The organism is Nocardioides agri (assembly GCF_013778305.1).
GTDB classification, from domain to species: Bacteria; Actinomycetota; Actinomycetes; order Propionibacteriales; family Nocardioidaceae; genus Nocardioides; species Nocardioides agri.
Map to the genome: position 1 here is coordinate 106,669 of NZ_JACEIC010000002.1, position 22,467 is coordinate 129,135.

Here is a 22,467-nt window from a genome sequence, read left to right on the forward strand (position 1 = left end):
GTCCCTCTTCTACTCAGCTCGACTCGACCAGGTCCACGAACAGCCGGTGCACCCGGGCGTCACCACCCACCTCGGGGTGGAACGACGTCGCCATGAGCGAACCCTGACGGACCGCGACGATCCTACCCGCGACCGGCCCACCCTCGACACGTGCGAGCACGTCGACGGCCGGCCCGACCTCCTCGACCCACGGCGCCCGGATGAAGACGGCGTGCACCGGCGCGTCGAGGCCGGCGAAGGCGAGGTCGCCCTCGAAGGAGTCGACCTGCCGCCCGAAGGCGTTGCGGCGCACTGTGATGTCGAGGCCGCCGACCGTCTCCTGGCCCACGGCGCCGTCCTCGATGCGGTCGGCGAGCATGATCATGCCCGCGCACGTGCCGAACGCCGGCAGCCCCTCCTTGACCCGCTGCCGCAGCGGCTCGAGCAGGTCGAAGGTGCGGGCCAGCTTGGCCATCGTCGTGGACTCACCACCGGGGATCACCAGGCCGTCGCAGGCGTCGAGCTCGGAGGTACGCCGGACGGTCGTCGTCCGGACCCCGAGGCCCTCGAGCGCGCGCAGGTGCTCGCGGACGTCGCCCTGGACGGCGAGCACACCGATGGTGGGAGCAGACACCCTCAGATCGTAGGGCGGGTCCCGGCTCCGCTCAGCAGGGGCTCCCGAGCAGCTGGTAGGAGACCTCGTTGGACCGGGGCGACGACCAGGTCCCGAACTGCGCCACCACGCTGGCGTACCGCCGGTTCCCCGGCGTCTCCGTGTAGCTCGTCCCGCTCACCTGGATCGGGTCGGCGCCTCGGTCGGCGTAGAAGCTGTACCCGGTCGCGCCAGGGACGGCCGTCCAGGTGAACGTCCTCTGGAAGAGGCCCCAGCTGCAGCTCAACGTCGGGGCGGGCACGCTGGCGGCGGTCAGGTCGGCCCCACTGACCACGACCGAGTCCGTGAAGGTGGCCATGGTGGGGGTGATCTCCCGGGCCGCCGTCGCGCCGGCGACGCCGCCCAGCGCGAGCACGACTCCCAGGCCGCCACCGAGGACCGACCGGCGACGGACCCGACGCCGACGGGCCGCGCGCCGACCACGCGTCGGCGGCACGACCCGGGGCTCGGAGGACAGCGTGATGGCGCCCGAGCCGGGGCCACGTTGCGGCGCTCCCTTGACCAGCACGGACACCAGGAACGCGGCGTACAGGCCCAGCAGGAAGAGGCCGACAGGACTGGACAGCCAGCCGACCGCGTATCCGAGACGCGGGACGTGGAGGAGCACGACATCCGCCTCGCCCACGCGGTACGGCGTCGCGTCGTCGACCTCGTTGGCATCGCCGCGCAGCACCAGGACCGCCTGACCGTGGTCGTGCTCCACCGAGACGACCCGGTGGGTCACGCGGGTGCCGTCACCGGCCGGCACGGACACGATCTGCCCCTCGCGCAACGAGTCGGCCTGCACCTGGTGCGAGATCGCGAGATCGCCGGTGTCGATCGTCGGGGACATCGAGCCGGACTCGAAGACCAGCGGCCGGAGCCCGAAGAGCAGCGCGCCGACGGTGACGAGGGCACAGACGACACCGAGGACCGCCCCCGCGGTCAGCAGCACCTGCCGAGCCCACCAGGTGAGCTCGCCGACCCGGGGGTTCACGAGATGTCCGAGGTGCCGGTCGCGGTGAACGTCGCCGTGGCGGTCTTGCCCTGCAGGTTGGTGGGCGCCGCGAGGTCGAAGGTGACCTGGAAGCACAGGGACTCCGACCCCGTGGTCGACGCCAGCGGCGTCGCCGGCCGGCGCGTCCCGATGATCGTGGTGGTCGTCGTCGCGGTCAGCGGGACGGGACCGGCGATCGTCGTCCCGCCGGTGCAGGTGGCGGCGTTCCCGGTCCCCGACTTCGTCCCGTTGAGGACGATCGTCAGCTTGAGCGCTCCGGCGGCGCCGTACGTCGCGGCGTCGGTGCCGGTCAGGCCGCCGGTCAGCGTGTACTTGAGCGGGACGGTGCCCTTGTTCTGCACGCTCAGCACCTCGGCGGAGGTGTTGCCCGGCACCATGCCCGCCATCCCGAGCGTGGTGGTGGCGTAGGCGTTGCCGTTCTGGACCTGGAGGTCGAGCGTGCCCGACGTGAAGGTCGCGCCCGTGATCGCCGCCGAGTCGGTCCAGTTGGCGAACGTCCCGGTCACGCCGACGGCGGTCACGACGCCGAGGCTCAGCGCGGCCCGGACGCGGGCCGATGTGGCCAGCCGGCGCAGTCTGGTGATGGAGGTGCTCATGTCGTTCTCCGGGTCCTCTCGGTCGGCGTCAGCTCCACGTCGAGGTGGAGGCGCCGCCCACTCGTCTGATCAGCACTCGCTGCGGGCATCGAGGCCCGCAGGGTGATGGCGACCTCCGCGTCGTCGGCGAGGTCCAGCTCGGCATCCAGCGAACCCTCGTCGGGCTGGAGCGTCCGCCATGGTCCGGCGCCGGCCCGCAGCTCGACCCGGAACGTGTCCGCCCACCGTGCACTCCGGTCGGTCGGACGGACCGTGATGTCGACGTGCACCGGCTCGCCACCCCGGTTGCCGAGGAGGAAGCTGCGCTCCTCGCTGTCCCCGGGAACGAGCACGATGTCGTCCCCGAAGGGCGACCCACTGATCTCCGGCGACCAGTGGCGGCCGTCCGGGCTGTAGACCAACGACGACCACCGGTAGGTCGCCGAGGCAGGCTGCATCAGCACCACCGAGACCAGCAGCACGATCGCTGCGAAGCCGAGCCTGCGAGCGTTCACGCCCTCACCCCCACGGCCTCGTCGTCGGGCCGGAGCTCCGGCGCCGCCGCTGCAGGGGCGTCCTCCGCCGGCTTCCGAGCGCGGCCGAGCGCGGCCTGCCCGAACATGACCGCGGCGTACCCGATGAGCCCGACCGCCAGCAGGGTGGTCAGCACACCGCGCTGCTGCTCGGTCACGAACGACGTCGCGTAGCCGAGGTACGGCACGGCGTACCACTCGACGCCCTTGACCTGCACCGGCCGCACCCATTCGGCGTCCGGGGCGTTGTTGGCGTCGCCCTGGGTCCGCCAGCGCGGCTCGCCGGTCATGTCGAAGCCCTGCTCGACCACGCGGTGGGTCACCACCGTCGGATCGCCGGAGCGGAGCTGGTAGGTGACGACGTCACCGACGGCGATGTCGTCCACCGATCCCGGCTTGACGACCACGAGCGTGCCCGCAGGCATGTTCGGGGTCATCGAGCCGGTCTCGATGACGTACGGCGTCGCGCCCGCGAGCCGCGGCACGACGAGCGCCACCAGCAGGGCTGCGCTCATCGTCAGCACCACCAGCCAGGCCAGGACGAGTCCTGCCCAGCGCAGCGGGGCCGGCATGGCGCGACCGCGGCTCACGGCGAATTCCTCGGCGACCGGTGTCTCAGTGGGCCGACGTCGCCGTGACGGTGATGTCGTTCAGGAGGGCCGACAGGCCACCCGCGACGTTCGAGGCGTTCGTCGCGGCCGCCTCGTTGAACGTCACCCTGACGGTCGCCACAATGTTGGTGTTGTCGGCGATCGACACGTTGGTCGGCTTGGTGGGCGCCAGGTAGCTGTTGGTCCCCACCTGGTAGTCGGCAGCGACGGACAGCTCGTTGGTCAGCGAGCCGGCCGAGCTGGCGCCGTTCCAGGTCGGGGTCGTGACGTCGAAGTTGGCCTTGAGGTGCTTGCCCTTGGCGTTGACGGTGAACCTGCACACCTGGGTGAGGACGTCACCCGGGACGATCTTGTCCGTCGCGGGAGCGAACCCGGTCTCGCCGTCGAGCTTCCAACCCTCGCAGGCGGTGGACCCGGTCGGAACGAGCTTGAGGTAGCCGGAGCCGATGGTGGTCCCGGCGACGGTCTCGGTCGAGTTCCAGTAGGCCAGCGAGCCTGCGCCGCCCAGCAGCAGCACGGCAGCGGCCGACGCGGCGAGCGCACCCTTGGTGGTCTTGTTCATCTCTGTCCCCTTACTGGGGACACGGACCGTCCGAGTCCCCCCACGGCAGGGAGCCTGAGGGAGACGGGCGCGCCGCCACGCCGTTGTTACCGTCGCGTGGAGGAACTGTGGGCGAGGCGTCTAGACCGCCCCGCCGGTCTCACCAGCCGCGCTCGGAGAGCCGGTGCGGCTGCGGGATCTCGTCGACGTTGATGCCGACCATCGCCTCGCCGAGGCCGCGGGAGACCTTGGCGACGACGTCGGGGTCGTCGTGGAACGTGGTGGCCTTGACGATCGCCTCGGCCCGCTGGGCGGGGTTGCCGGACTTGAAGATGCCCGAGCCCACGAAGACGCCCTCGGCGCCGAGCTGCATCATCATCGCCGCGTCGGCGGGGGTCGCGATGCCGCCGGCCGTGAAGAGCACGACCGGGAGCTTGCCCTGATCGGCGATCTCCTTGACGAGCTCGTAGGGCGCCTGCAGCTCCTTGGCCGCGACGTACAGCTCGTCCTCCTCGAGCGCACCGAGGCGGCGGATCTCCCGGCGGATCGTGCGCATGTGGGTGACGGCGTTGGAGACGTCGCCGGTGCCGGCCTCGCCCTTGGACCGGATCATCGCCGCGCCCTCGGTGATCCGGCGCAGCGCCTCGCCGAGGTTGGTCGCACCGCAGACGAAGGGCACGGTGAACGCCCACTTGTCGATGTGGTTGGCGTAGTCGGCGGGCGTCAGCACCTCGGACTCGTCGATGTAGTCGACGCCGAGGCTCTGCAGCACCTGCGCCTCCGCGAAGTGGCCGATCCGCGCCTTGGCCATCACCGGGATCGAGACCGCCTCGATGATCCCGTCGATCATGTCGGGGTCGCTCATCCGCGAGACGCCGCCTTGCGCGCGGATGTCCGCCGGCACCCGCTCGAGCGCCATCACCGCCACCGCTCCGGCGTCCTCGGCGATCTTCGCCTGGTCGGGGGTGACGACGTCCATGATCACGCCGCCCTTGAGCATCTCAGCCATGCCGCGCTTGACGCGGGTGGTGCCGGTGCTCGTCTCGTCAGTGGTGCTCTCAGCCATGCTCAGATCGTAGTGCGGGCCTCGGCCAGTGCCTGACGCCGGACCACCCACACCCGCTGGCCGACCGTGATCGTCGACGCGATCGCGAGCGTCCACAGCGCGATCGGCAGCAGGATCGGCAGGTCGAGGATCTCGCTGAAGGCGGTCATCACCAGGATCAGCACGAGGCGATCGGCCCGCTCGGCGATGCCGACCTTGACGTCGAAGCCCAGCGTCTCGCCGCGAGACCGGGCGTACGACGTGACCGCGCCCATCAGCAGGCAGACCAGGCTGAGCACGAGGTAGACCTTGCTCGGCTCCTCCCACGCGAAGTACAGCGCGAGACCCATGAAGATCGCGCCGTCGCCGATCCGGTCGAGCGTGGAGTCCCAGAACGCGCCGAACTTGGTGACCCGGCCCGACGTGCGCGCCATCGTCCCGTCGAGCAGGTCGCTGAAGACGAACGCCGTGATCACCAGGCACCCGGTGAGCAGCTCGCCCTGGGGGAAGAAGATCAGCGCGCCGGCGCAGACGCCGAGCGTGCCGACCAGCGTGACGGCGTCGGGGCTGACGCCCAGGCGCAGCAGCAGGTGGGCGATCGGGGAGATGACCTTCGTCCAGAAGGCGCGGAAACGTTCCATCATGGCGGCAGCAGGCTACCGGGCCGCCGCCCAGGTCAGCGGGTCAACCCGCTTGGGGAACGGTCTGCGGGTGGTCGATCACCGGCTCGAAGGCGAGCTCGGCGGCGCCGATGAGCGGCGAGTCGTCGCCCAGCCCGGCGGATCGGATGACGGTGTCCGCACGCTGGTAGACCAGGGCGCTGCGGTGCATCGCCTCGTCGACCTGCTGCTCGGCGGCGCGCCAGACCTGCGCCAGGCAGCCGCCCAGGACGACCACGTCGGGGTTGAAGAGGTTGACGATCGCGCGGATGCCGACCCCGCACCACTCCGCGACCTCCTCGACGGCCGCGGCCGCCCGGGCGTCGCCGGCCCGCGCAGACGCGATCACCTCGGCCACCGCCGGCGGGCCACCGCCGGACAGTCGCCCTGCGTGCTGGAGCAATACGTTCTCGCCGACCTTCATCTCCCAGCAGCCGACCGCACCGCACCGGCAGACCGGCCCCTCGGTGTCGACCTGCATGTGGCCGACCTCCCCGGCGTACCCGCTGGCGCCGGTCAGCGGACGGCCACCGACGAGGAAGCCGCCACCGATGCCGACGCTCGAGGACAGGTAGGCGACCTCGGAGAACCCCACGGCAGCACCGCGGATGTGCTCGGCGAGCACACCGAGGTTGGCGTCGTTGCCGGTCGACACCGGCAGGGACAGGCGCTTGGCGAGCAGCTCGGTGAAGGGTTCGTCGACCCACCCGAGGTTGGGTGCGAATCGCACCAGCCCGTCGTCGGCGCGCACCGCGCCCGGGACGGCGACGCCGACGCCCAGGCAGCGAGAGTGAGCCGAGGAGGTGAGGATGTCCTCGACCATCTGCGCGACCGAGTCCACGACGTGCGCGACGTCGTGCTTGCCGCGCTGGTGGCCCCGGGTACGGCGGGCGAGGACCTCGCCGCCGAGGCCGACCTCGGCGACCGCGATGCGGTCCACCCCGACGTCGACCGCGACGACCACGTTGTCCGTGCTCGGCACGACCAGGTTGGACGGTCGACCGCGCCCACCCACCACCGGCGTCTGCTCGGTCACCAGACCGAGCGACTGGAGCTCGCCGGTCAGCGCGCCGATCGTGCTGCGGTTCAGCCCGAGCTGCTTCGTCAGCACTGCACGCGTGGTGGGACCGTGCGTGTGCACCGTCTGGAGGATCGCGCGCAGGTTCGCGCGACGGAGCTCCTCGGTGCCGACGCCGATGGGGGTGGGCATACGGCTAGACCCGGCCGGATGCGGTCGCCCGCCGCCGGCTGATCGCGTCCACGGAGGCGGCCAACAGCAGCACGGCGCCGGTCACCATGTAGTACACGCTCGACGGCTGGTCGAGCAGGATGATGCCGTTGCGGATCACGGCGACGACCAGGCCGCCGATGACCGCGTCGGTGATCTTGCCCTTGCCGCCGAACAGGCTCGTGCCGCCGATGACCGCTGCGCCCACGGCGAGCAGCAGCGTGTCGCTGCCACCGGTGTTCGGGGAGACGGAGTTCGTACGGCTCGCCGCCAGGAAACCAGCCAGGGCAGCGATCGTCGAGCAGGTCATGAAGCAGCTGATCTTCACCCACGGCACGGCGATGCCGGACCGACGAGCGGCCTCGGCGTTGCCACCGGTGGCGTAGACGTGCTTGCCCCACGACGTGCGCGACAGGGCGTAGCCGAGAAGGACGACGAGCGCCAGGATGATCACGACGACGTTCGGGACGCCCTTCAGCGACTTCAGGGCCGGGTTCGGGCTGCGCTCACGCGAGAGGTACGCCGTGAAGGCCACGACCAGGATCGCGAACGCGCCGGACTTGATCGCCCACAGGAGCATCGGCTCGGCGCTGAGCCCCTTCGCCCGCCGCGTGCGGATCTTCAGGAGGTTCGTCCCGGCGTAGCCGACGACGGTGAGCACCGTCAGCAGCCAGCCCAGCCAGATCGGCATCGACCCGTTGTTGAGCTTGAGGACGAACTCACTGCGGAGGCCGATCGTGCCGCCCTCGCCGATGATCCAGAGCATCACGCCTTGGAGTGCCAGGAAGAGCGCCAGGGTCACGACGAACGACGGGATCCCGACCCGGGCGACCAGCAGGCCGATGAACAGGCCGATGAGCGTGCCGGTGAGGATTCCCGCGAGCAGCGCCGGCACCAGCGGCCAGTCGTGGTTGGTGAGGGTGACGCCGAGCACGGCGGCGGCCGCACCTCCGGTGAAGCCCGCGGACAGGTCGATCTCGCCGAGCAGCAGCACGAAGATCAGGCCCATCGCGAGGACCATGACGGCCGCGGACTGGCCGATCAGGTTCGCGAAGTTGAGCTCGGTCGTGAAGGTGTCCGGCCGCAGCACCGAGAACACGATGACCAGGGCGATCAGGCCGAGGACAGCCGGCAGGGAGCCGACGTCACCGCCACGCACCTTGTCGAGGTAGCCACGGGCGATGGAGCCGAGGCTCGCTCGCTCCTCCGGGGGAGCCTGGGTGGTGGCGCTCATCGGTCTACTCCGTTGGTCGTGTCGGTGCCGCGCTTCTCGGAGGAGCCGGTGGTGATCAGCTCGACCACCTCGCCGCGGGTCACGTCGTCCTTGCGGACCTGGGCGACCAGCTGGCCGAGGTAGAGGACGGCGATGTCGTCGGCGACCTCGAACACGTCGTTGAGGTTGTGGCTGATCAGCACGACGCCGAGGCCACGGTCGGCCAGGCGCCGTACCAGCAGGAGGACCTGCTCGGTCTGCGCGACGCCGAGGGCGGCGGTCGGCTCGTCGAGGATGACGACCTTCGAGTTCCAGAGCACGGCGCGCGCGATCGCGACGGTCTGCCGCTGACCACCCGAGAGGGCGGACACGTGGGTGCGCACCGACTTCAAGGTACGCACCGAGAGACCGTCGAGGGTCTCGCGGGCGCGCTGCTCCATGGCGTTGTCGTCGAGCCGGACGCTGCGCCCGAGCTCGCGGCCGAGGAACATGTTGTCGACGACGTCGAGGTTGTCGCACAGGGCGAGGTCCTGGTACACGACCTCGATCCCGAGCTGGTTGGCGTCTCTCGGGCCGTGCACCTTCACGGGCTTGCCCTCGAAGTGGTACTCGCCCTCGTCGAAGGCGTGGATGCCGGCGATGCCCTTGATCAGGGTGCTCTTGCCGGCACCGTTGTCGCCGACCAGCGCGGTCACGTGACCGGGCCGGACGTCGAGGTCGACGCCGCGCAGCACGTGCACGGCGCCGAAGCTCTTCTGGATGCCCCGCAGGCTCAGCAGCGGCTGGCCCGACGTGGTCGGTGCTGCCTCTTCGGCGGCTGGGACGGACACAGGGGTCTCCTCCGTCGGTGGATGGAACGCAACGCGCACCCGAGGTGCTTCGCGTCGCGGTGAAAAGGGGCTCGGGGGCCCGTCCCGGTAGGGACGGACCCCCGAGCGGTGCCTTGCGGCGCCGGCGTCGTTACTTGATGCCGGCCTTCTCGCAGGCCTTGGCGAACTCGTCGACGCAGATGTCCGACGCGCTGGCGAAGCCGTCGTCGATCACGCTCTGCACCTTATCGGCGGTGACCCACACCGGGACGGCGAGCGAGGACGGGACGTCCTTGCCGGTCTCGGTGTCCTTGACCGAGCCGGTCGCCAGCGACGACGGGTCGTCACCGTTGATCAGCGCGATCGCGAGGTCCGAGGCAGCCTTCGCCTCGAGGTCGGTGTTCTTGTAGACCGTGCCGCACTGGTAGCCAGCGAGCACGTTCTGCAGGCCCTCGACGGAGGCGTCCTGACCGGTGACCGGGACGGTGCCGGCGGTGCCGTTGTCCTTCATGCGGGCGATGATGCCGCCGGCCATGGTGTCGTTGGCCGACACGACGCCGTCGATCTTGCCGTTGTTCTTCGTGTACAGCTGCTCGTAGGCGTCACCGGCCTTGGTGGCGTCCCAGAAGCCGCTCTGGTCGCCGACCAGCTTGTACTGGGTCATCGGCTTGAGGACCTCGTCGTAGCCGGACTTGAACAGCGCCGCGTTGTTGTCGTTCGGGTCGCCGTTGATGTAGATGATGTTGCCCTTGGACTTGCCGTCCGCGTCGAGGCAGTCCGCGAGGCCCTGGCCCATCAGCCGGCCGACCTCGACGTTGTCGAACGACACGTAGTACGACGCGCCGCCGCCGAGCGTCAGGCGGTCGTAGTCGATGCTCTGGACGCCGGCCTCGGTGGCCTTCGACAGACACGCCTTGCCGGACTCGGAGTCCAGGTTGACGATCATCAGGACGGTGACGCCCTCGTTGATCATGCTGTCGCAGATCTCGCCGAACTTGGCGACGTCGCCGCCAGCGTTGTCGATGATCGACTCGACACCGGCGTCGTCGAACGCGGCCTGCAGGCTCGGCCGGTCGTTGGCCTCCCAGCGCGGGGAGGTCGTCTCGTCCGGCAGGATGACCCCGACCTTGCCCTCGGCAGCCGGCGACCCGCTGCTGTCGCCGCTGTCGCCGCTGTTGTTGTCGCTGTCGCTGTCGTCGCCGCACGCGGACAGCGCACCGAACGCCAGCACTCCGACCGCAACGAGAGACGCCATCCGCGCCCCCTTGCTCCTGACCATTTCCTCGACCTCCATGGCTTGGTACCTGTGATGTGACGACCATCACGGTATATGTTGTCCGGGACAACATACTTAGCCGGGCCATGCGCAGCAAGCACTTCCAGCGCGCGTGTTTTGTTGCACGTTCAAACCAAGTGCAGCCCCGCCTGAGCGTAACCAAATCGTGATCGAGACGAGGACTCCGATGACTGCGAGCAGCACCGATCCGACCGCCTTCACCCCTACCCGCGAGGACCGCTTCTCCTTCGGCCTCTGGACCGTCGGCTGGCAGGGCGTCGACGTCTTCGGCGGCGCGGTGCGACCCGTGCTGGACCCCGCCGAGGCGATCCACCGGCTCAGCGACCTGGGCGCCTACGGCATCACCTTCCACGACAACGACGTGTTCCCGTTCGACGCCTCCCCGGCCGAGAAGGAGCAGCACCTAGCGCCGTTCCGCAGGGCGCTCGAGGAGACCGGGCTGGTCGTGCCGATGGTCACCACCAACCTCTTCTCGCACCCGGTCTTCCGCGATGGTGGCTTCACCAACAACGACCGCGACGTCCGCCGCTTCGCGATCCGCAAGGCCGCCGACCAGATCGACCTCGCCGCCGAGCTCGGCGCGAAGATCTTCGTGGCGTGGGGCGGTCGCGAGGGTGCCGAGTCGGGTGCCGCGAAGGACGTCAAGGACGCGCTCTCCCGCTACAAGGAGGCCTTCGACGTGCTCGGTGCCTACTCCGAGGAGCAGGGCTACGGGCTGCGCTTCGCGATCGAGCCCAAGCCCAACGAGCCGCGCGGCGACATCCTGCTGCCGACCGTGGGGCATGCGCTGGCGTTCATCAACGAGCTGGAGCGGCCCGACCTGGTCGGCCTCAACCCCGAGGTCGGCCACGAGGAGATGGCATCGCTGAACTACGCGCACGGGCTCGCCCAGGCGCTGTGGCACGGCAAGCTCTTCCACATCGACCTCAACGGTCAGACCGGCCCGCGCTACGACCAGGACCTGCGCTTCGGCGCCGGCAACGCCCGCGGTGCCTTCTGGACCGTCGACGTCGTCGAGAACGGCGGGTACGACGGTCCGCGGCACTTCGACTACAAGCCACCGCGGACCGAGGACATGGACGGCGTCTGGGAGTCGGCCCGCGCCTGCATGCGCAACTACCTGATCCTGCGCGACAAGGTCCGGGCCTTCCGCGCCGACCCCGAGGTCCAGCAGGCGCTGCTCGACGCCCGGCTCGACCAGCTCGCCCAGCCGTCCCTGGCGGCCGGTGAGACCGTGGCCGACCTGCGGGCCGAGTCCTTCGACCCCGACGCCGCCGCTGCCCGCGGCATGGCCTTCGAGCGCCTCGACCAGCTGGCCCTCGAGCACCTGTACGGCGTGCGCTAGGCCCCCACGGCGCGATACCCACAGACGTAGTGGTCGTTCCGGGCCGCCCGGAACGACCGGTACGTCGCTGGCTATCGGGACAGGGCGCCGATGACGTCGGCGGCCGCCACGGCGGGATACCCACAGACGTAGTGGTCGTTCCGGGCCGCCCGGAACGACCACTACGTCGCTGGCTATCGGGACAGCGCGCCGACGACGTCGGCCACCGCGGTCAGCGCGCCGGCGGCGTACCAGGTGACGCCGGCGGCCTCGACCTGCGCGGTCGTGCCACCGGCGCCGCGGATGATCGCGGCGCCGGGGAGCTCGTCCCACGGCGGGACGGAGTGCTGGCACACCACGTGCAGCCGGCCCTCGGCGACCGCAGTCGCGTCCATCGACCCCGAGCCCAGCATCCGCAGCGTCGCCGCCTGCCCGGCCACCCGGTCGAAGACCGTGCCCACCTCGCTCTCGAGGAAGGGCGGGTGCAGGTAGGTGGCCAGGCACGACGCGGCCAGCGGCCGGTCGGTGATCCGGGGCAGGCGCTGACCGTTGACGGTCGAGGGCAGGTCCGGACCGCCCACGAACGTGCGGCCCGACGGCGCGTGGTGGATGGCGCCGAGCACGAGGTCGTCACCGTCGACCAGCGCGACCGCCGAGCACCACCAGTCCAGGCCCGCGACGAAGTTGTAGGTGCCGTCGACCGGGTCGACTACCCAGCGCCGGCCGGACGTCCCCTCGTGCGCGGCGCCCTCCTCCCCCAGCACCCCGTCGTCGGGTCGCTCGACGGCGAGGGTCTCGACGACCAGCCGCTCGGCGGCCCGGTCCGCGGCGGTCACGACGTCCGAGATCGACGCCTTCTCCTCGGCCTCGAGCCCCTCCTCGCGCATCCGGCTCGCCAGGGTGCCGGCCTCGCGCACGAGCCGGGCGGCCAGCTCCGCGTCGTTCACGTCCACGCCTCTGCGAGCAGCGAGCGGGTGTCGGAGAGCAGCTGCGGCAGGGTCTTCGTGCCGGCGAGGACGGTGATGAAGTTCGCGTCGCCGGACCAGCGGGGTACGACGTGCTGGTGCAGGTGCTGCGACAGCGACCCGCCCGCGATCCCGCCGAGGTTGAGCCCGATGTTGAACGCGTGCGGGCCGCTGACCTCGCGCAGCACCCGCACGGCCTGCTGCGTCATCGCCATCACCTCGTTGGCCTCCTCGGTCGTGAGGTCCTCGAGCTCGGCGACGTGGCGGTGCGGCAGCACCATGAGGTGCCCGGGGTTGTAGGGGTGCAGGTTGAGCACCGCGAAGCACGTCTCGCCGCGGTGCACGACGAGGCTCTCCTCGAGCGGCCGGTCGGCCATCGAGCAGAAGGGACAGCCCTGCTGCTCGGCGGGCTCCGTCGGGACGATGTACGCCATCCGGTGCGGGGTCCAGAGGCGGTCGAAGCCCTCGAAGCCGTCGCGCTCCTGTCCCACGGGGTCGCTCATGCAGGCAACCCTAGGGTGAGCCCATGGAGCTCCGACCCGCGCGTCCCGACGACATGGCGACCGTTGCGGACATCTGGCACCGCGCCTGGCACGTCGCCCACCCCGGCCACGTGCCGGACGGGCTCACCCAGGGCCGGACCCTCGCGGCCTTCCACGAGCGCACGCCCAGCAGGGTCGCCGACACCACGGTGGCCGAGGTCGACGGTGAGCTGGTCGGGTTCGCGATGGTCGCGGGAGACGAGGTGGAGCAGGTGTTCGTCGACCCCGACCGGCACGGCACCGGCGTCGCCGGCCCGCTGCTCGCGGCTGCGGAGGAGCGGGTCGCAGAGGCGGGGTACGACGTGGCCTGGCTGGCCGTCGTGGTCGGCAACGCGCGCGCCCGCCGCTTCTACGAGAAGCACGGCTGGAGCGACGCCGGCGACCTCCCGTACGAGGTGAGCGCCGGCGGGACGACCTACGTCTCGCCGTGCCGCCGCTACGAGAAGCGCCTCCTCTAGTACTGCTGGAACCAGCGGCCGAGGTCGCTCACGCCGGGACAGGTGACGTCGTGGTCGCGCCGGTCGGCGACCCACTGCCCCATCACCGGTTCTCCGCCCTGGATCATCCAGTCGTCGCCGCATCGCGCCAGCGCCTCCTCCTGAGAGGTCTGGCCGGCGGCGCGCCACTCGGGCACCCGGAGCGCGAGGTCGCCGACCACGTCGCTCCACAGGAGCGGGGTCGAGTAGACGCCGACGGCATAGCCGGCGTCCGTGTAGCCACGCGCCGACCCCTGCACGACGGCCGCGTTCGCCGTCAGGTCGTCGCTCCACTCGAAGTCCGGCACGTGCTCCACGTCGAGCCACACGCTCGGGGAGGCGAGGCCCGCGGCGCGCATCGTCGCGACGTTGGCCAGCGCCTGCTGGTAGCCGGCGTTCGCCAGTGCGCCCAGGTCGGTGGCGGCGTCGAACGGGCCGCGGCCGCCGTACGCCGCGACCTGCTCCTCGGACGGCTGGCTGACCACGGCGTACGCCGCTGCGAGCAGGTGCCGCTCGCGGATCCAGGCCACCTGGTCGGCGAGGCAGGGGTTGGCGGTGAAGCCGGGGCCGTTGGTCAGCCCGACCACGACGTACCGCGCCTGCGGGAGCGGCATCGGCCGGCCGAGCGTGCGCCGCTCGGGGATCCCGAGCCCCTCGGGGCACTGCGGCCAGCCGATGTCCGCGCCCAGCACCGGCCGGCCGCCGGCCGTGGCTGGGTCCGTGACGGAGGCCGTGGCGGTCGGCACGGGCAGCTCCGCGGCACGCTGCTCGGCGAGCTGCGCGAGCGCCTGGAGCCGCGCCGCCTCGGGGTCCGCCGTGGGCGTGACGACCGCCGTCGGCCTCGGCGAGGCGGACGGCTCCGGCGCTGCCTCGGGGTCGGACGAGCAGCCTGCGAGCAGCGCGACCGCGGCGACGAGCACCGCGGCGCGCCGGATCACACCTGCTCGCGCGAGGCGACCGCGTCGGCGACCCGCTGGATCGCCTCGTCGAGCGGCACCCCGTTGTCCTGGCGGCCGTCGCGGTAGCGGAAGGAGACCGCGCCCGCCGCCACGTCGTCGGCGCCGGCGATGACCATGAACGGCACCTTCTGCAGCTGCGCGTTGCGGATCTTCTTCTGCATCCGGTCGTCGGAGTCGTCGACCTCCACCCGGATCCCACGGGCCCGCATCTGCTTGGCGACGTCGTGCAGGTAGTCGGCGAAGGTGTCGGCGACCGGGATGGCCTGCACCTGCACGGGCGCGAGCCACGGGGGGAATGCGCCGGCGTAGTGCTCGACGAGGACGCCGAAGAAGCGCTCCAGCGAGCCGAACTTCGCGGAGTGGATCATCACCGGCTGCTGACGGGAGCCGTCGGCGGCCGTGTAGTGCAGGTCGAAGCCCTTCGGCTGGTTGAAGTCGTACTGGATCGTCGACATCTGCCAGGTCCGGCCGATCGCGTCGCGCGCCTGCACGGAGATCTTGGGGCCGTAGAACGCGGCCCCGCCGGGGTCCGGCACCAGGTCGAGGCCGGAGCCGACCGCGACGTCCTCGAGGACCTTGGTGGCAGTCGCCCAGTCCTCGTCGGTGCCGACGAACTTGTCCGGCTTGGAGTCGTCGCGGGTCGACAGCTCGAGGTAGAAGTCGTCGATCCCGAAGTCACGCAGCAGACCGAGCACGAAGTCGAGCAGGTGCTTGACCTCGTCCGGCGCCTGCTCGGGGGTGACGTAGGAGTGCGAGTCGTCCTGGGTCAGGCCGCGGACGCGGGTCAGCCCGTGGACGACGCCGGACTTCTCGTAGCGGTAGACCGACCCGAACTCGAAGAGCCGCAGCGGCAGCTCGCGGTAGGACCGCCCGCGCGACCTGAAGATCAAGTTGTGCATCGGGCAGTTCATGGCCTTGAGGTAGTAGTTGGCGCCCTCGAACTCCATCGGCGGGAACATGGTGTCCGCGTAGTACGGCAGGTGCCCGGAGGTGTGGAACAGCCCCTCCTTCGAGATGTGCGGGGTCCCGACGTACTGGAACCCCTCCTCGATGTGGCGCTGGCGGACGTAGTCCTCCATCTCGCGCTTGATGACCCCGCCCTTGGGGTGGAACACCGCCAGGCCCGAGCCGATCTCGTCCGGGAAGCTGAAGAGGTCGAGCTCGCGGCCGAGCTTGCGGTGGTCGCGCCGCTCGGCCTCCTCGATCCGGTGCAGGTGCTCCTCGAGCGCCTCCTTGGACTCCCAGGCGGTGCCGTAGATGCGCTGCAGCTGCTTGTTCTTCTCGTCGCCGCGCCAGTACGCCGCCGCGGTGCGCATCAGCTTGAACGCCGGGATCCGCTTGGTGGTCGGCAGGTGCGGGCCGCGGCACAGGTCGCCCCAGGCGACCTCGCCGTTGCGGCGCACGTTGTCGTAGATCGTGAGCTCGCCGGCGCCGACCTCGACGCTGGCCCCCTCGGCGGCGTCGTCGGACTTGCCCGAGCCCTTGAGCCCGATCAGCTCGATCTTGTAGGGCTCGTCCTTGAGCTCGCCGATCGCGTCGTGGTCGGTGGTGACGCGGCGCTCGAACCGCTGGCCCTCCTTGATGATCTTCCGCATCGCGGTCTCGATCTTCGCGAGGTCCTCGGGCACGAACGGGGTCTCGACGTCGAAGTCGTAGTAGAAGCCGTCCTGCACCGGCGGTCCGATGCCGAGCTTCGCCTCGGGGTAGAGCTGCTGCACGGCCTGCGCCATCACGTGCGCGGTCGAGTGCCGCAGGATGTCGTGACCGTCCTTGCTGTCGATGGCCACGCCCTCGACCTCGTCGCCGTCGGCGAGCTCGTAGGACAGGTCCTTGAGCCCGCCGTTGACGCGCGCGGCGACGATCGAGGGGTCCTCGGCGAAGAGCTCCCACGCCTTGGTGCCCGTCGTCACCGACCGGTCCTCACGCGCGTCGGCGTGGGCGAGGACGATCTTCAGGTCGGACACGGGTGCTCCTTGTCGTGGGGGACGGACCCCTCGATCGTATCGACCGCGGTCCCCCACCCGCGCGGCGGTTTCCGACCAGGGCGCCGGTACGCCGCCCGCTGGACGAGGCCGTTCACGAATCAGGCCCCGGTCCGGTCTTCTGCGCCCGCGTCCTAGCGTTGTGCCGTGGACGTGAACCTCGACGACCCCCGCCGCGACGACGTGAGCGCGCTGCTCCAGCAGCACCTCGACGACATGCACTCCGAGTCGCCTCCGGAGAGCGTCCACGCCCTCGACCTCGACGCGCTGACCGCGCCCGGCATCACGTTCGTCACCGCACGAGCGGACGGCGTGCTGCTCGGCTGCGGCGCGATCAAGGTCGTCGCCGACCACGGCGAGATCAAGTCGATGCGCACCACGGACACCGCCCGCGGCCGCGGCGTCGCGACCGCGGTGCTCGGCTGGCTGCTGGAGGAGGCACGGCGCCGGGGCCTGACCCGGGTCAGCCTCGAGACCGGCACGCAGGACTACTTCGCGTCCGCCGTCCGGCTCTACCAGCGGCACGGCTTCGTCGACTGCGGCCCGTTCGGCGACTACCGCCTCGACCCCTACTCCCGCTTCATGACCATCGCCCTGGACTGACAGCAGAAGGCCCCCACGCTGAGCGTGAGGGCCTTCTCGACGGTGGGCGATACTGGGTTCGAACCAGTGACCTCTTCGGTGTGAACGAAGCGCGCTACCACTGCGCCAATCGCCCGTGCGGAGAGCGACTCTAGCCCAAACTCCGGCACCGATCACATTCGGGGTGCCAGCCGCGTCACGTACGGCTCGCCCGCCCGTCTCGTCTTCGTGAACCAGCCGAGCTCGCCCCACGTCACCCAGCGCGTCGGGCTCCAGTGCCTGGACGCTCGGGGCCGCAGCGTCGAGCTGCCGGCCGGGCTGCGGTACGACCCGCTCGACCCGTGGGCGGTGGAGATCGCCTTCGGCCGAACGGGCGAGGAGGTCCGCTGGCTGATCGGTCGGGAGCTGCTCATGGTCGGCCGCACCGACCCCGTCGGCGAGGGCGACGTGCTGGTGTCGCCGAGCATCGACGAGCGGGGGCGCGCCTCGGTGATCCTCGAGCTGTGCTCGCCCAGCGGCCGGCTGATCGCGCAGCTGTCCACCAGGGAGCTCACGGCGTTCCTGGACCGCACGGTCGCAGCAGTGCCACCCGGCACCGAGCAGGTCGACCTCGACAGGCTGGTCGCAGCCCTCGTCTCAGCCTCCGAGTAGCTCCGGCTCGCGCTGGCGCCAGAGCGCGGCCACCTCGGCCGTGACCGGCCCGGGAGCTGCCAGAGGGCGGCCGTCCCAGCTCGCCACCGCCTGCACGTCACGGGTGGTCGAGGCGAGGAACACCTCGGTGGCGTCGGCCACCACCTCGATCGGCTCGTCGACCTCGCGGCCGCCGTACCACTCCAGGATCAGCGCCCGGGTCACCCCGGCCAGGCAGCCGCTCGCCAGCGTCGGCGTGCGCAGCTCGCCGTCGACCACGTAGAAGACGTTGGAGCCGGTGCCCTCGCACAGGTGACCTGCCAGGTTGGCGAAGATCGCCTCGCTGGCGCCAGCCTCGCGGGCCACGGCGAGCGCGACGACGTTCTCGGCGTACGACGTCGACTTCACGCCGGCGAGCGCCCCGCGCTCGTTGCGCGGCCAGGGCACCGTCACCACCGCGGTCGTCTCGGACCAGGGCGCCATCGCGTCGGCGGCCACCACGACGGTGGGCGGCGCGTCCCCGCGGCCCGACCCCATCGGCGCCGGCCCACCCGTCACGGTGATCCGCAGCCGTCCGAGCGGCAGGTCGGCGCCGTCGAGGACAGCGGCCACCCCACGGCGTACGTCGTCGTCGTCGACCCCGGTCAACCCGAGCGCCTCGGCCGACCGCTGCAGCCGAGCCAGGTGCCGGTCGAGCGCGAACGGCCGACCGTGGACGACCTTGATCGCCTCGAACACCCCGTCGCCGACGGTGAGCCCGTGGTCGGTCACGGACACCGCCGGTCCGGTCGGGTCGGCGAGCAGAGCACCGTTCAACCACACGCGCATGCCGTCACCCTAGGCGCGCAGCGGGCGCCCGACCGATGCCGCAACTCGCCCGAGGGGGGTGGATTTTGCATGGTCTGGGGCATCGGCTACTGTTCTGACCGCACGCCGACCGGGTGACCGGACGGAGCGCAAGCGGACGTAGCTCAGTTGGTAGAGCGCAACCTTGCCAAGGTTGAGGTCGCGAGTTCGAGCCTCGTCGTCCGCTCGGAGAGGTCTCTCCCAGGTTTGGCCTCCACGGTGGGTTGGCCGAGAGGCGAGGCAACGGACTGCAAATCCGTGTACACGGGTTCAAATCCCGTACCCACCTCCATGCAGTCCCTCCCCACAATTCAAGACCCGGGCGATTGGCGCAGCGGTAGCGCGCTTCCTTGACACGGAAGAGGTCACTGGTTCAAACCCAGTATCGCCCACCAGCAACGTAAGACCCCTGACCTGCGGAGACGCAGTCCAGGGGTCTTGTGCATGTCCATCCGTGTCGGACCGTGCGCCCCTCTCGAAAGAGCCGAGTCGCCTCGAGAAGTGGGAGACCGAGCGAGTCGCCGCCGGAGTGACGCGCCGCACGGGAGGTGTCGGCGATCACCGCACCGGGTATCACCAGCGCATGAACTCCGAGTTCCTGAGCTGGGAGGTCGCTCGGTGCCCAGCCTGTGGGCGACGGTCGATGGTCGTCACCTACGAAGGGCTGGCCGACCCCGCCCGACCCGAGGTGGCGGTCGTGTGGCTGCCGACCCACGGCGCCTGCGAGCACGGGTGCGACACGCACGACCACATGCTGCCGGGGCTCTCCCACGACGCCGCCTGACCCGCCCCTCGGTCAGTCGTCGTACGCCGGGAGGGTGAAGCGGAAGACCGACCCCTGCCCGACGGGGTTCGGCAGGGCCTCGATGGTGCCGCCGTGCCGGGTGACGATCCGCCGCACGATGGAGAGGCCCAGCCCGCTCCCCTCGTAGTCCTGGAAGTGCGCCCGGTGGAACTCCTCGAAGATCCGCTGCCGGTCCTCCTCGAGCACGCCGATCCCGTTGTCGTGCACCTCGACGGTCACCAGCCGGGCGTCGCTGCGGTGCCCGATCACCGCCACCTTCGGTTCCTCCCCGGGCGCGACGTACTTGAGCGCGTTGCCGATCAGGTTGTCGAGGACCTGCCGGACGAGGACCGGGTCGCCGAGCACGGCCGGCACCGGCTCCGAGCTGACCAGACCGTCGGCGTGCTGGGCCGCGGCGACCTCGCTGACCAGGGCAGCGACGTCGATCGGCCTGACGTCGAGGTTGCGCGCGCTGCTGGTGGCGTGCGCCAGGAGGTCGCGGATCAGCTCCCGCATCCGGCGTGAGGAGGACCGGACGCGGGAGACGAACTCCTGTGTGAGCTGGGTGTCGAGCGCTCCGGCGTCCAGCTCGTCAGCGATCATGTCGGTCCACCCGTCGATCGCGGCGAGCGGGTTGCGCAGGTCGTGGGCGACGACGCCGGCGAACGCCGCGAGCTCCTCGCGGTGGGCGTGCTCGCTGGTGCTGTCACGGAGCAGCACCATCGCCCGGTTGCGGTCGTGGGCGTCGTCGTGCGGCAGGGGGATGGCCGAGACCGTGAGCACCCGCTCCCCCACGTTCGCCACCCGCACGACCACCAGCTCGCCCTCGACGCGCTCGCCGCGCAGCGCCCGGGCGGTGGGCCGCTCGGCGGCGGTCATCTCCACGCCGTCGATGGTCCAGCTGGTCATCGAGAACCGGGACTGGGTGCTGAGCTGGTCACCGAGCCCGAGGATCCTGGCCGCTGCGTCGTTGTGGACCAGGAGGTCGCCGGTCTCGTCCACGACGAGGACGCCCTCGGTCATCGACCCGATGACCGCGGCGCGCACGCTCTCCTCGTAGCTCACCTCCTCCTGTGCCCGGCGCAGCGCGTCGGCGAGCGCCTGCCGCTCGTCGCGACCGGTCGCGATCGCCAGGCCGGTGATCGCGATCGTCGCGATGTAGAACTGGGCGATCAGGAACCCGACCTCGATGTCCTCCACCGCCGCGAACGGGCCGATCCCCCGGAGTGTGAGCGCCATCGTCGCGAGGCCCACCACGAACGAGTGCGCCGCGCTGAGCAGGGTCGTGAACCGGGCGCCGAACCACACGGTCGCGGCGAGGAGGGGGAAGGCCAGCGGCAGCTCCTCGAGGCTGAACGCCAGGCCGTACATGACGACCGTGAAGAGGGCAGCGGCCAGCAGCTCCAGCGGGCCGGCGTCCGGTCCCCGGAGTGAGGGGCGCGGCCCCGGCGAGGTGATGCGGTGCCCGACCATGATCGCGAGCGGTACGACGACGAGGGCGCTCCCGAGGTTGCGCCCGAACCACAGCAGGCTGTCCACCGGGTCGAACGCGAGCCCGAGCGACGGGACCGCGGCGGACGCGGCGACACCGACCACGGCCCCGATCCCCAGCGCGAGGAAGAGCGTCCCGCCGAGTCGGGCGATCGTCCGCGGGGTGTCGAGCCCCCGGCTGCCTCCGCACCCCCACACCTCCGGGCACCAGCGGCGCAGCAGGGCGACCGCGAGCCACGTCTGAACGACGTTCGAGACCGCGAACACGGCGGCGAGGGCCGGCTCGGCACCGACGAGGAGGTTGACGAGGTAGAGCGCGCCGGCCATCAGCAGGCTGTCGATCGACACCACTCGCGCCCCGCGGACCAGCAGCCACACGATCGGCAGGCCGCCCGCCGGCCAGAGCTCGCTGGCGAACACCGACCCGGCGAGCTCGCCGTCGCGGGTGAGGATGCAGAGCCCCAGGATCAGCGCTGCGCAGACAATGCCGAAGCCCAGGCCGGCGTACTCACGCGACCTCGTCCGCACACGCGGCAGCGCGCTGCCGTCAGGGCCCCCACCCACGCCGAGCAGGGTAGTCCGGCCCGGTCACGGAATGTGGGGAACCGCGCGATTACGGCTCGTCGGTCGCGAACTCCTCGTTGTGCGTGCCCGGCCGGGGCGCCCACGGCAGCTCGCGCGCCGGGCGTACGACGATGAGGCGGTCGCCGCGGGCCAGCTGGGTGACCACCGGGTCGAAGTAGCGGTAGACCCGCTCGTCGCGGACCACGGCGATGACCTGGTCGGGCAGCTGCTGGGGCTGCTTGCCGACCTCGGAGACGATCAGCTCCCGCTCGGCGACCTCGAGGCCCTCGCCGTAGGTGAGCAGGTCCTCCATCACCGTGCCGAGCGTCGGCGACAGGGAGGAGAGGCCCAGCAGGCGGCCCACCGCGTCGGAGGAGGTGATGACGGAGTTGGCGCCCGACTGGCGCATCAGCGCGACGTTCTCCTGCTCGCGCACCGCGGCCACGATCCACACGTCCGGGTTCAGCTGGCGCACCGTGAGGGTGGCCAGCACGTTGGAGTCGTCACGGTCGGTCGTGATGATGACCTGCTCGGCCTCGCTGACGCCCGCGCGGCGCAGCACGTCCCGCCGGGTGGCGTCGCCGGTGACGACCGCGAGCCCGTCGGCGTGCGCCTCCTGGAGCGCGGCCGCGCCCGGGTCCACGATGATGATGCCCTCGCGGTCGAGCCCGTTGTTGATGAGTGTGTCGACGGCCGCTCGGCCCTTGGTGCCGTAGCCGATCACCACCACGTGGGACTTCATGTTCTTCCTCCATCGGGCGTTCCGGAAGTGCTCGCGGCCCTGGGAGGCGAGCACCTCGATGGTCGTCCCGATCAACAGCACCAGGAACGCGATGCGCAGCGGGGTGATGACGAACGCGTTGATCATCCGCGCGTGCGGGGCGACGGGCGCGATGTCGCCGTAGCCGGTCGTGCTCAGCGTGACCGTCGTGTAGTAGATCGAGTCGACCAGGTCGACGCCGAAGTTCGGCGGGTCGTTGCCGTCGCGGTACGCCGTGCGGTCGACGTAGACGATCAGCACGGTGACGATGAGGATCCCCGCCGCCAGCAGCAGCCGGCGGCTCAGCTGCCACCACGGGGACGCCGTGCTCGCCGGCAGCGACAGCTGCCCGCGGACCCGTCCCTGGGTGATGTCGCTCGAATCGTCCGGCACGGTCGTGAA

General features: G+C 71.0%; 24 protein-coding genes and 4 tRNA genes. 8 read left to right on the forward strand and 20 right to left on the reverse strand.

Annotation, left to right across the window (positions count from 1 at the left end; all coding sequences use genetic code 11):
* Nucleotides 1–13: 13 nt before the first annotated feature.
* The 12 genes from pdxT to HZF07_RS05070 form a co-directional block, all read right to left on the reverse strand.
* Nucleotides 14–613 carry a pyridoxal 5'-phosphate synthase glutaminase subunit PdxT gene (pdxT, locus tag HZF07_RS05015; protein WP_309504508.1) on the reverse strand — a complete coding sequence of 200 codons (600 nt, stop codon included), beginning with the start codon at nt 611–613 and terminating at the stop codon, nt 14–16.
* Nucleotides 614–644: 31 nt separating this feature from the next.
* Complete coding sequence (locus tag HZF07_RS05020) at nt 645–1,628, reverse strand: signal peptidase I (protein WP_157340057.1); 984 nt, start codon at nt 1,626–1,628, stop codon at nt 645–647.
* On the reverse strand, nt 1,625–2,245 hold the full coding sequence (locus HZF07_RS05025; protein WP_157340058.1) for a TasA family protein: 621 nt from the start codon (nt 2,243–2,245) through the stop codon (nt 1,625–1,627). Before HZF07_RS05025 ends, HZF07_RS05020 begins: the two co-directional genes overlap by 4 nt.
* Nucleotides 2,242–2,739, reverse strand: coding sequence for a hypothetical protein (locus HZF07_RS05030; protein WP_157340059.1), 498 nt, complete (start codon nt 2,737–2,739; stop codon nt 2,242–2,244). The genes HZF07_RS05025 and HZF07_RS05030 overlap by 4 nt, the downstream gene beginning before the upstream one ends.
* Nucleotides 2,736–3,347 (reverse strand): signal peptidase I, encoded by a 612-nt coding sequence (locus HZF07_RS05035; RefSeq protein WP_309504511.1) that lies wholly within the window; start codon nt 3,345–3,347, stop codon nt 2,736–2,738. Before HZF07_RS05035 ends, HZF07_RS05030 begins: the two co-directional genes overlap by 4 nt.
* A gap of 25 nt (nt 3,348–3,372) precedes the next feature.
* Entirely contained in the window at nt 3,373–3,930 is a 558-nt protein-coding gene (locus HZF07_RS05040; protein ID WP_157340060.1) for an alternate-type signal peptide domain-containing protein, read from the reverse strand.
* A 139-nt stretch (nt 3,931–4,069) separates the two neighbouring features.
* Nucleotides 4,070–4,975 carry a pyridoxal 5'-phosphate synthase lyase subunit PdxS gene (pdxS, locus tag HZF07_RS05045; protein WP_157340061.1) on the reverse strand — a complete coding sequence of 302 codons (906 nt, stop codon included), beginning with the start codon at nt 4,973–4,975 and terminating at the stop codon, nt 4,070–4,072.
* Nucleotides 4,976–4,977: 2 nt separating this feature from the next.
* Nucleotides 4,978–5,598 (reverse strand): phosphatidylinositol phosphate synthase, encoded by a 621-nt coding sequence (pgsA, locus tag HZF07_RS05050; protein ID WP_157340062.1) that lies wholly within the window; start codon nt 5,596–5,598, stop codon nt 4,978–4,980.
* A gap of 40 nt (nt 5,599–5,638) precedes the next feature.
* Complete coding sequence (locus HZF07_RS05055; protein WP_157340063.1) at nt 5,639–6,823, reverse strand: ROK family transcriptional regulator; 1,185 nt, start codon at nt 6,821–6,823, stop codon at nt 5,639–5,641.
* 4 nt (nt 6,824–6,827) lie between these two features.
* Complete coding sequence (locus HZF07_RS05060; protein ID WP_157340064.1) at nt 6,828–8,075, reverse strand: sugar ABC transporter permease; 1,248 nt, start codon at nt 8,073–8,075, stop codon at nt 6,828–6,830.
* The gene (locus HZF07_RS05065) at nt 8,072–8,884 is read right to left on the reverse strand and encodes an ATP-binding cassette domain-containing protein (RefSeq protein ID WP_309504513.1); all 813 of its coding nucleotides are present in this window, start codon (nt 8,882–8,884) and stop codon (nt 8,072–8,074) included. Before HZF07_RS05065 ends, HZF07_RS05060 begins: the two co-directional genes overlap by 4 nt.
* A 130-nt stretch (nt 8,885–9,014) precedes the next feature.
* On the reverse strand, nt 9,015–10,118 hold the full coding sequence (locus HZF07_RS05070) for a sugar ABC transporter substrate-binding protein (RefSeq protein WP_232523014.1): 1,104 nt from the start codon (nt 10,116–10,118) through the stop codon (nt 9,015–9,017).
* 208 nt (nt 10,119–10,326) lie between these two features.
* On the opposite strand from HZF07_RS05070, the gene xylA reads away from it, so the two are divergent.
* Nucleotides 10,327–11,505, forward strand: a complete 1,179-nt coding sequence (xylA, locus tag HZF07_RS05075) for a xylose isomerase (RefSeq protein ID WP_157340065.1) — start codon at nt 10,327–10,329, stop codon at nt 11,503–11,505.
* Between the two features lie 173 nt (nt 11,506–11,678).
* Here xylA and HZF07_RS05080 read toward each other — a convergent pair whose 3' ends face one another.
* Both HZF07_RS05080 and HZF07_RS05085 read right to left on the reverse strand, forming a co-directional pair.
* Nucleotides 11,679–12,431 carry an inositol monophosphatase family protein gene (locus HZF07_RS05080; RefSeq protein WP_309504515.1) on the reverse strand — a complete coding sequence of 251 codons (753 nt, stop codon included), beginning with the start codon at nt 12,429–12,431 and terminating at the stop codon, nt 11,679–11,681.
* Nucleotides 12,428–12,952 (reverse strand): HIT family protein, encoded by a 525-nt coding sequence (locus HZF07_RS05085; protein ID WP_157340066.1) that lies wholly within the window; start codon nt 12,950–12,952, stop codon nt 12,428–12,430. The genes HZF07_RS05080 and HZF07_RS05085 overlap by 4 nt, the downstream gene beginning before the upstream one ends.
* Before the next feature lie 23 nt (nt 12,953–12,975).
* Between HZF07_RS05085 and HZF07_RS05090 the strand changes: the two genes are divergently transcribed.
* Nucleotides 12,976–13,449 carry a GNAT family N-acetyltransferase gene (locus HZF07_RS05090; protein ID WP_157340067.1) on the forward strand — a complete coding sequence of 158 codons (474 nt, stop codon included), beginning with the start codon at nt 12,976–12,978 and terminating at the stop codon, nt 13,447–13,449.
* Here the strand turns inward: HZF07_RS05090 and HZF07_RS05095 are convergent.
* The gene (locus HZF07_RS05095) at nt 13,446–14,405 is read right to left on the reverse strand and encodes a glycoside hydrolase family 25 domain-containing protein (protein WP_181644821.1); all 960 of its coding nucleotides are present in this window, start codon (nt 14,403–14,405) and stop codon (nt 13,446–13,448) included. The genes HZF07_RS05090 and HZF07_RS05095 overlap by 4 nt on opposite strands.
* Nucleotides 14,402–16,390: a threonine--tRNA ligase gene (thrS, locus tag HZF07_RS05100; protein ID WP_181644822.1), complete on the reverse strand. Its 1,989-nt coding sequence runs from the start codon at nt 16,388–16,390 to the stop codon at nt 14,402–14,404. Before thrS ends, HZF07_RS05095 begins: the two co-directional genes overlap by 4 nt.
* A gap of 165 nt (nt 16,391–16,555) precedes the next feature.
* Between thrS and HZF07_RS05105 the strand changes: the two genes are divergently transcribed.
* Entirely contained in the window at nt 16,556–17,011 is a 456-nt protein-coding gene (locus HZF07_RS05105; RefSeq protein ID WP_309504517.1) for a GNAT family N-acetyltransferase, read from the forward strand.
* 43 nt (nt 17,012–17,054) lie between these two features.
* On the opposite strand, the gene HZF07_RS05110 is transcribed toward HZF07_RS05105, so the two are convergent.
* Nucleotides 17,055–17,126: transfer RNA gene (locus tag HZF07_RS05110), tRNA-Val, on the reverse strand.
* Nucleotides 17,127–17,218: 92 nt separating this feature from the next.
* Here HZF07_RS05110 and HZF07_RS05115 point away from each other — a divergent pair.
* Complete coding sequence (locus HZF07_RS05115) at nt 17,219–17,641, forward strand: SsgA family sporulation/cell division regulator (protein ID WP_309504519.1); 423 nt, start codon at nt 17,219–17,221, stop codon at nt 17,639–17,641.
* On the opposite strand, the gene HZF07_RS05120 is transcribed toward HZF07_RS05115, so the two are convergent.
* Nucleotides 17,627–18,448 carry an aminotransferase class IV gene (locus tag HZF07_RS05120; RefSeq protein ID WP_157340068.1) on the reverse strand — a complete coding sequence of 274 codons (822 nt, stop codon included), beginning with the start codon at nt 18,446–18,448 and terminating at the stop codon, nt 17,627–17,629. The genes HZF07_RS05115 and HZF07_RS05120 overlap by 15 nt on opposite strands.
* A 132-nt stretch (nt 18,449–18,580) precedes the next feature.
* On the opposite strand from HZF07_RS05120, the gene HZF07_RS05125 reads away from it, so the two are divergent.
* From HZF07_RS05125 to HZF07_RS05140, 4 genes are all read left to right on the forward strand, one after another.
* Nucleotides 18,581–18,653: transfer RNA gene (locus HZF07_RS05125), tRNA-Gly, on the forward strand.
* Between the two features lie 31 nt (nt 18,654–18,684).
* Nucleotides 18,685–18,758: transfer RNA gene (locus HZF07_RS05130), tRNA-Cys, on the forward strand.
* 28 nt (nt 18,759–18,786) lie between these two features.
* Nucleotides 18,787–18,861 (forward strand) — tRNA-Val (locus HZF07_RS05135).
* 188 nt (nt 18,862–19,049) lie between these two features.
* A complete protein-coding gene (locus HZF07_RS05140; RefSeq protein ID WP_157340069.1) occupies nt 19,050–19,250 on the forward strand; it encodes a hypothetical protein in 201 nt (66 codons plus the stop codon).
* A 12-nt stretch (nt 19,251–19,262) separates the two neighbouring features.
* Here HZF07_RS05140 and HZF07_RS05145 read toward each other — a convergent pair whose 3' ends face one another.
* Together HZF07_RS05145 and HZF07_RS05150 are read right to left on the reverse strand one after the other, a co-directional pair.
* A complete protein-coding gene (locus tag HZF07_RS05145; protein ID WP_157340070.1) occupies nt 19,263–21,305 on the reverse strand; it encodes an ATP-binding protein in 2,043 nt (680 codons plus the stop codon).
* A 49-nt stretch (nt 21,306–21,354) separates the two neighbouring features.
* Nucleotides 21,355–22,458: a potassium channel family protein gene (locus HZF07_RS05150; RefSeq protein WP_181644823.1), complete on the reverse strand. Its 1,104-nt coding sequence runs from the start codon at nt 22,456–22,458 to the stop codon at nt 21,355–21,357.
* Between the last annotated feature and the right edge of the window lie 9 nt (nt 22,459–22,467).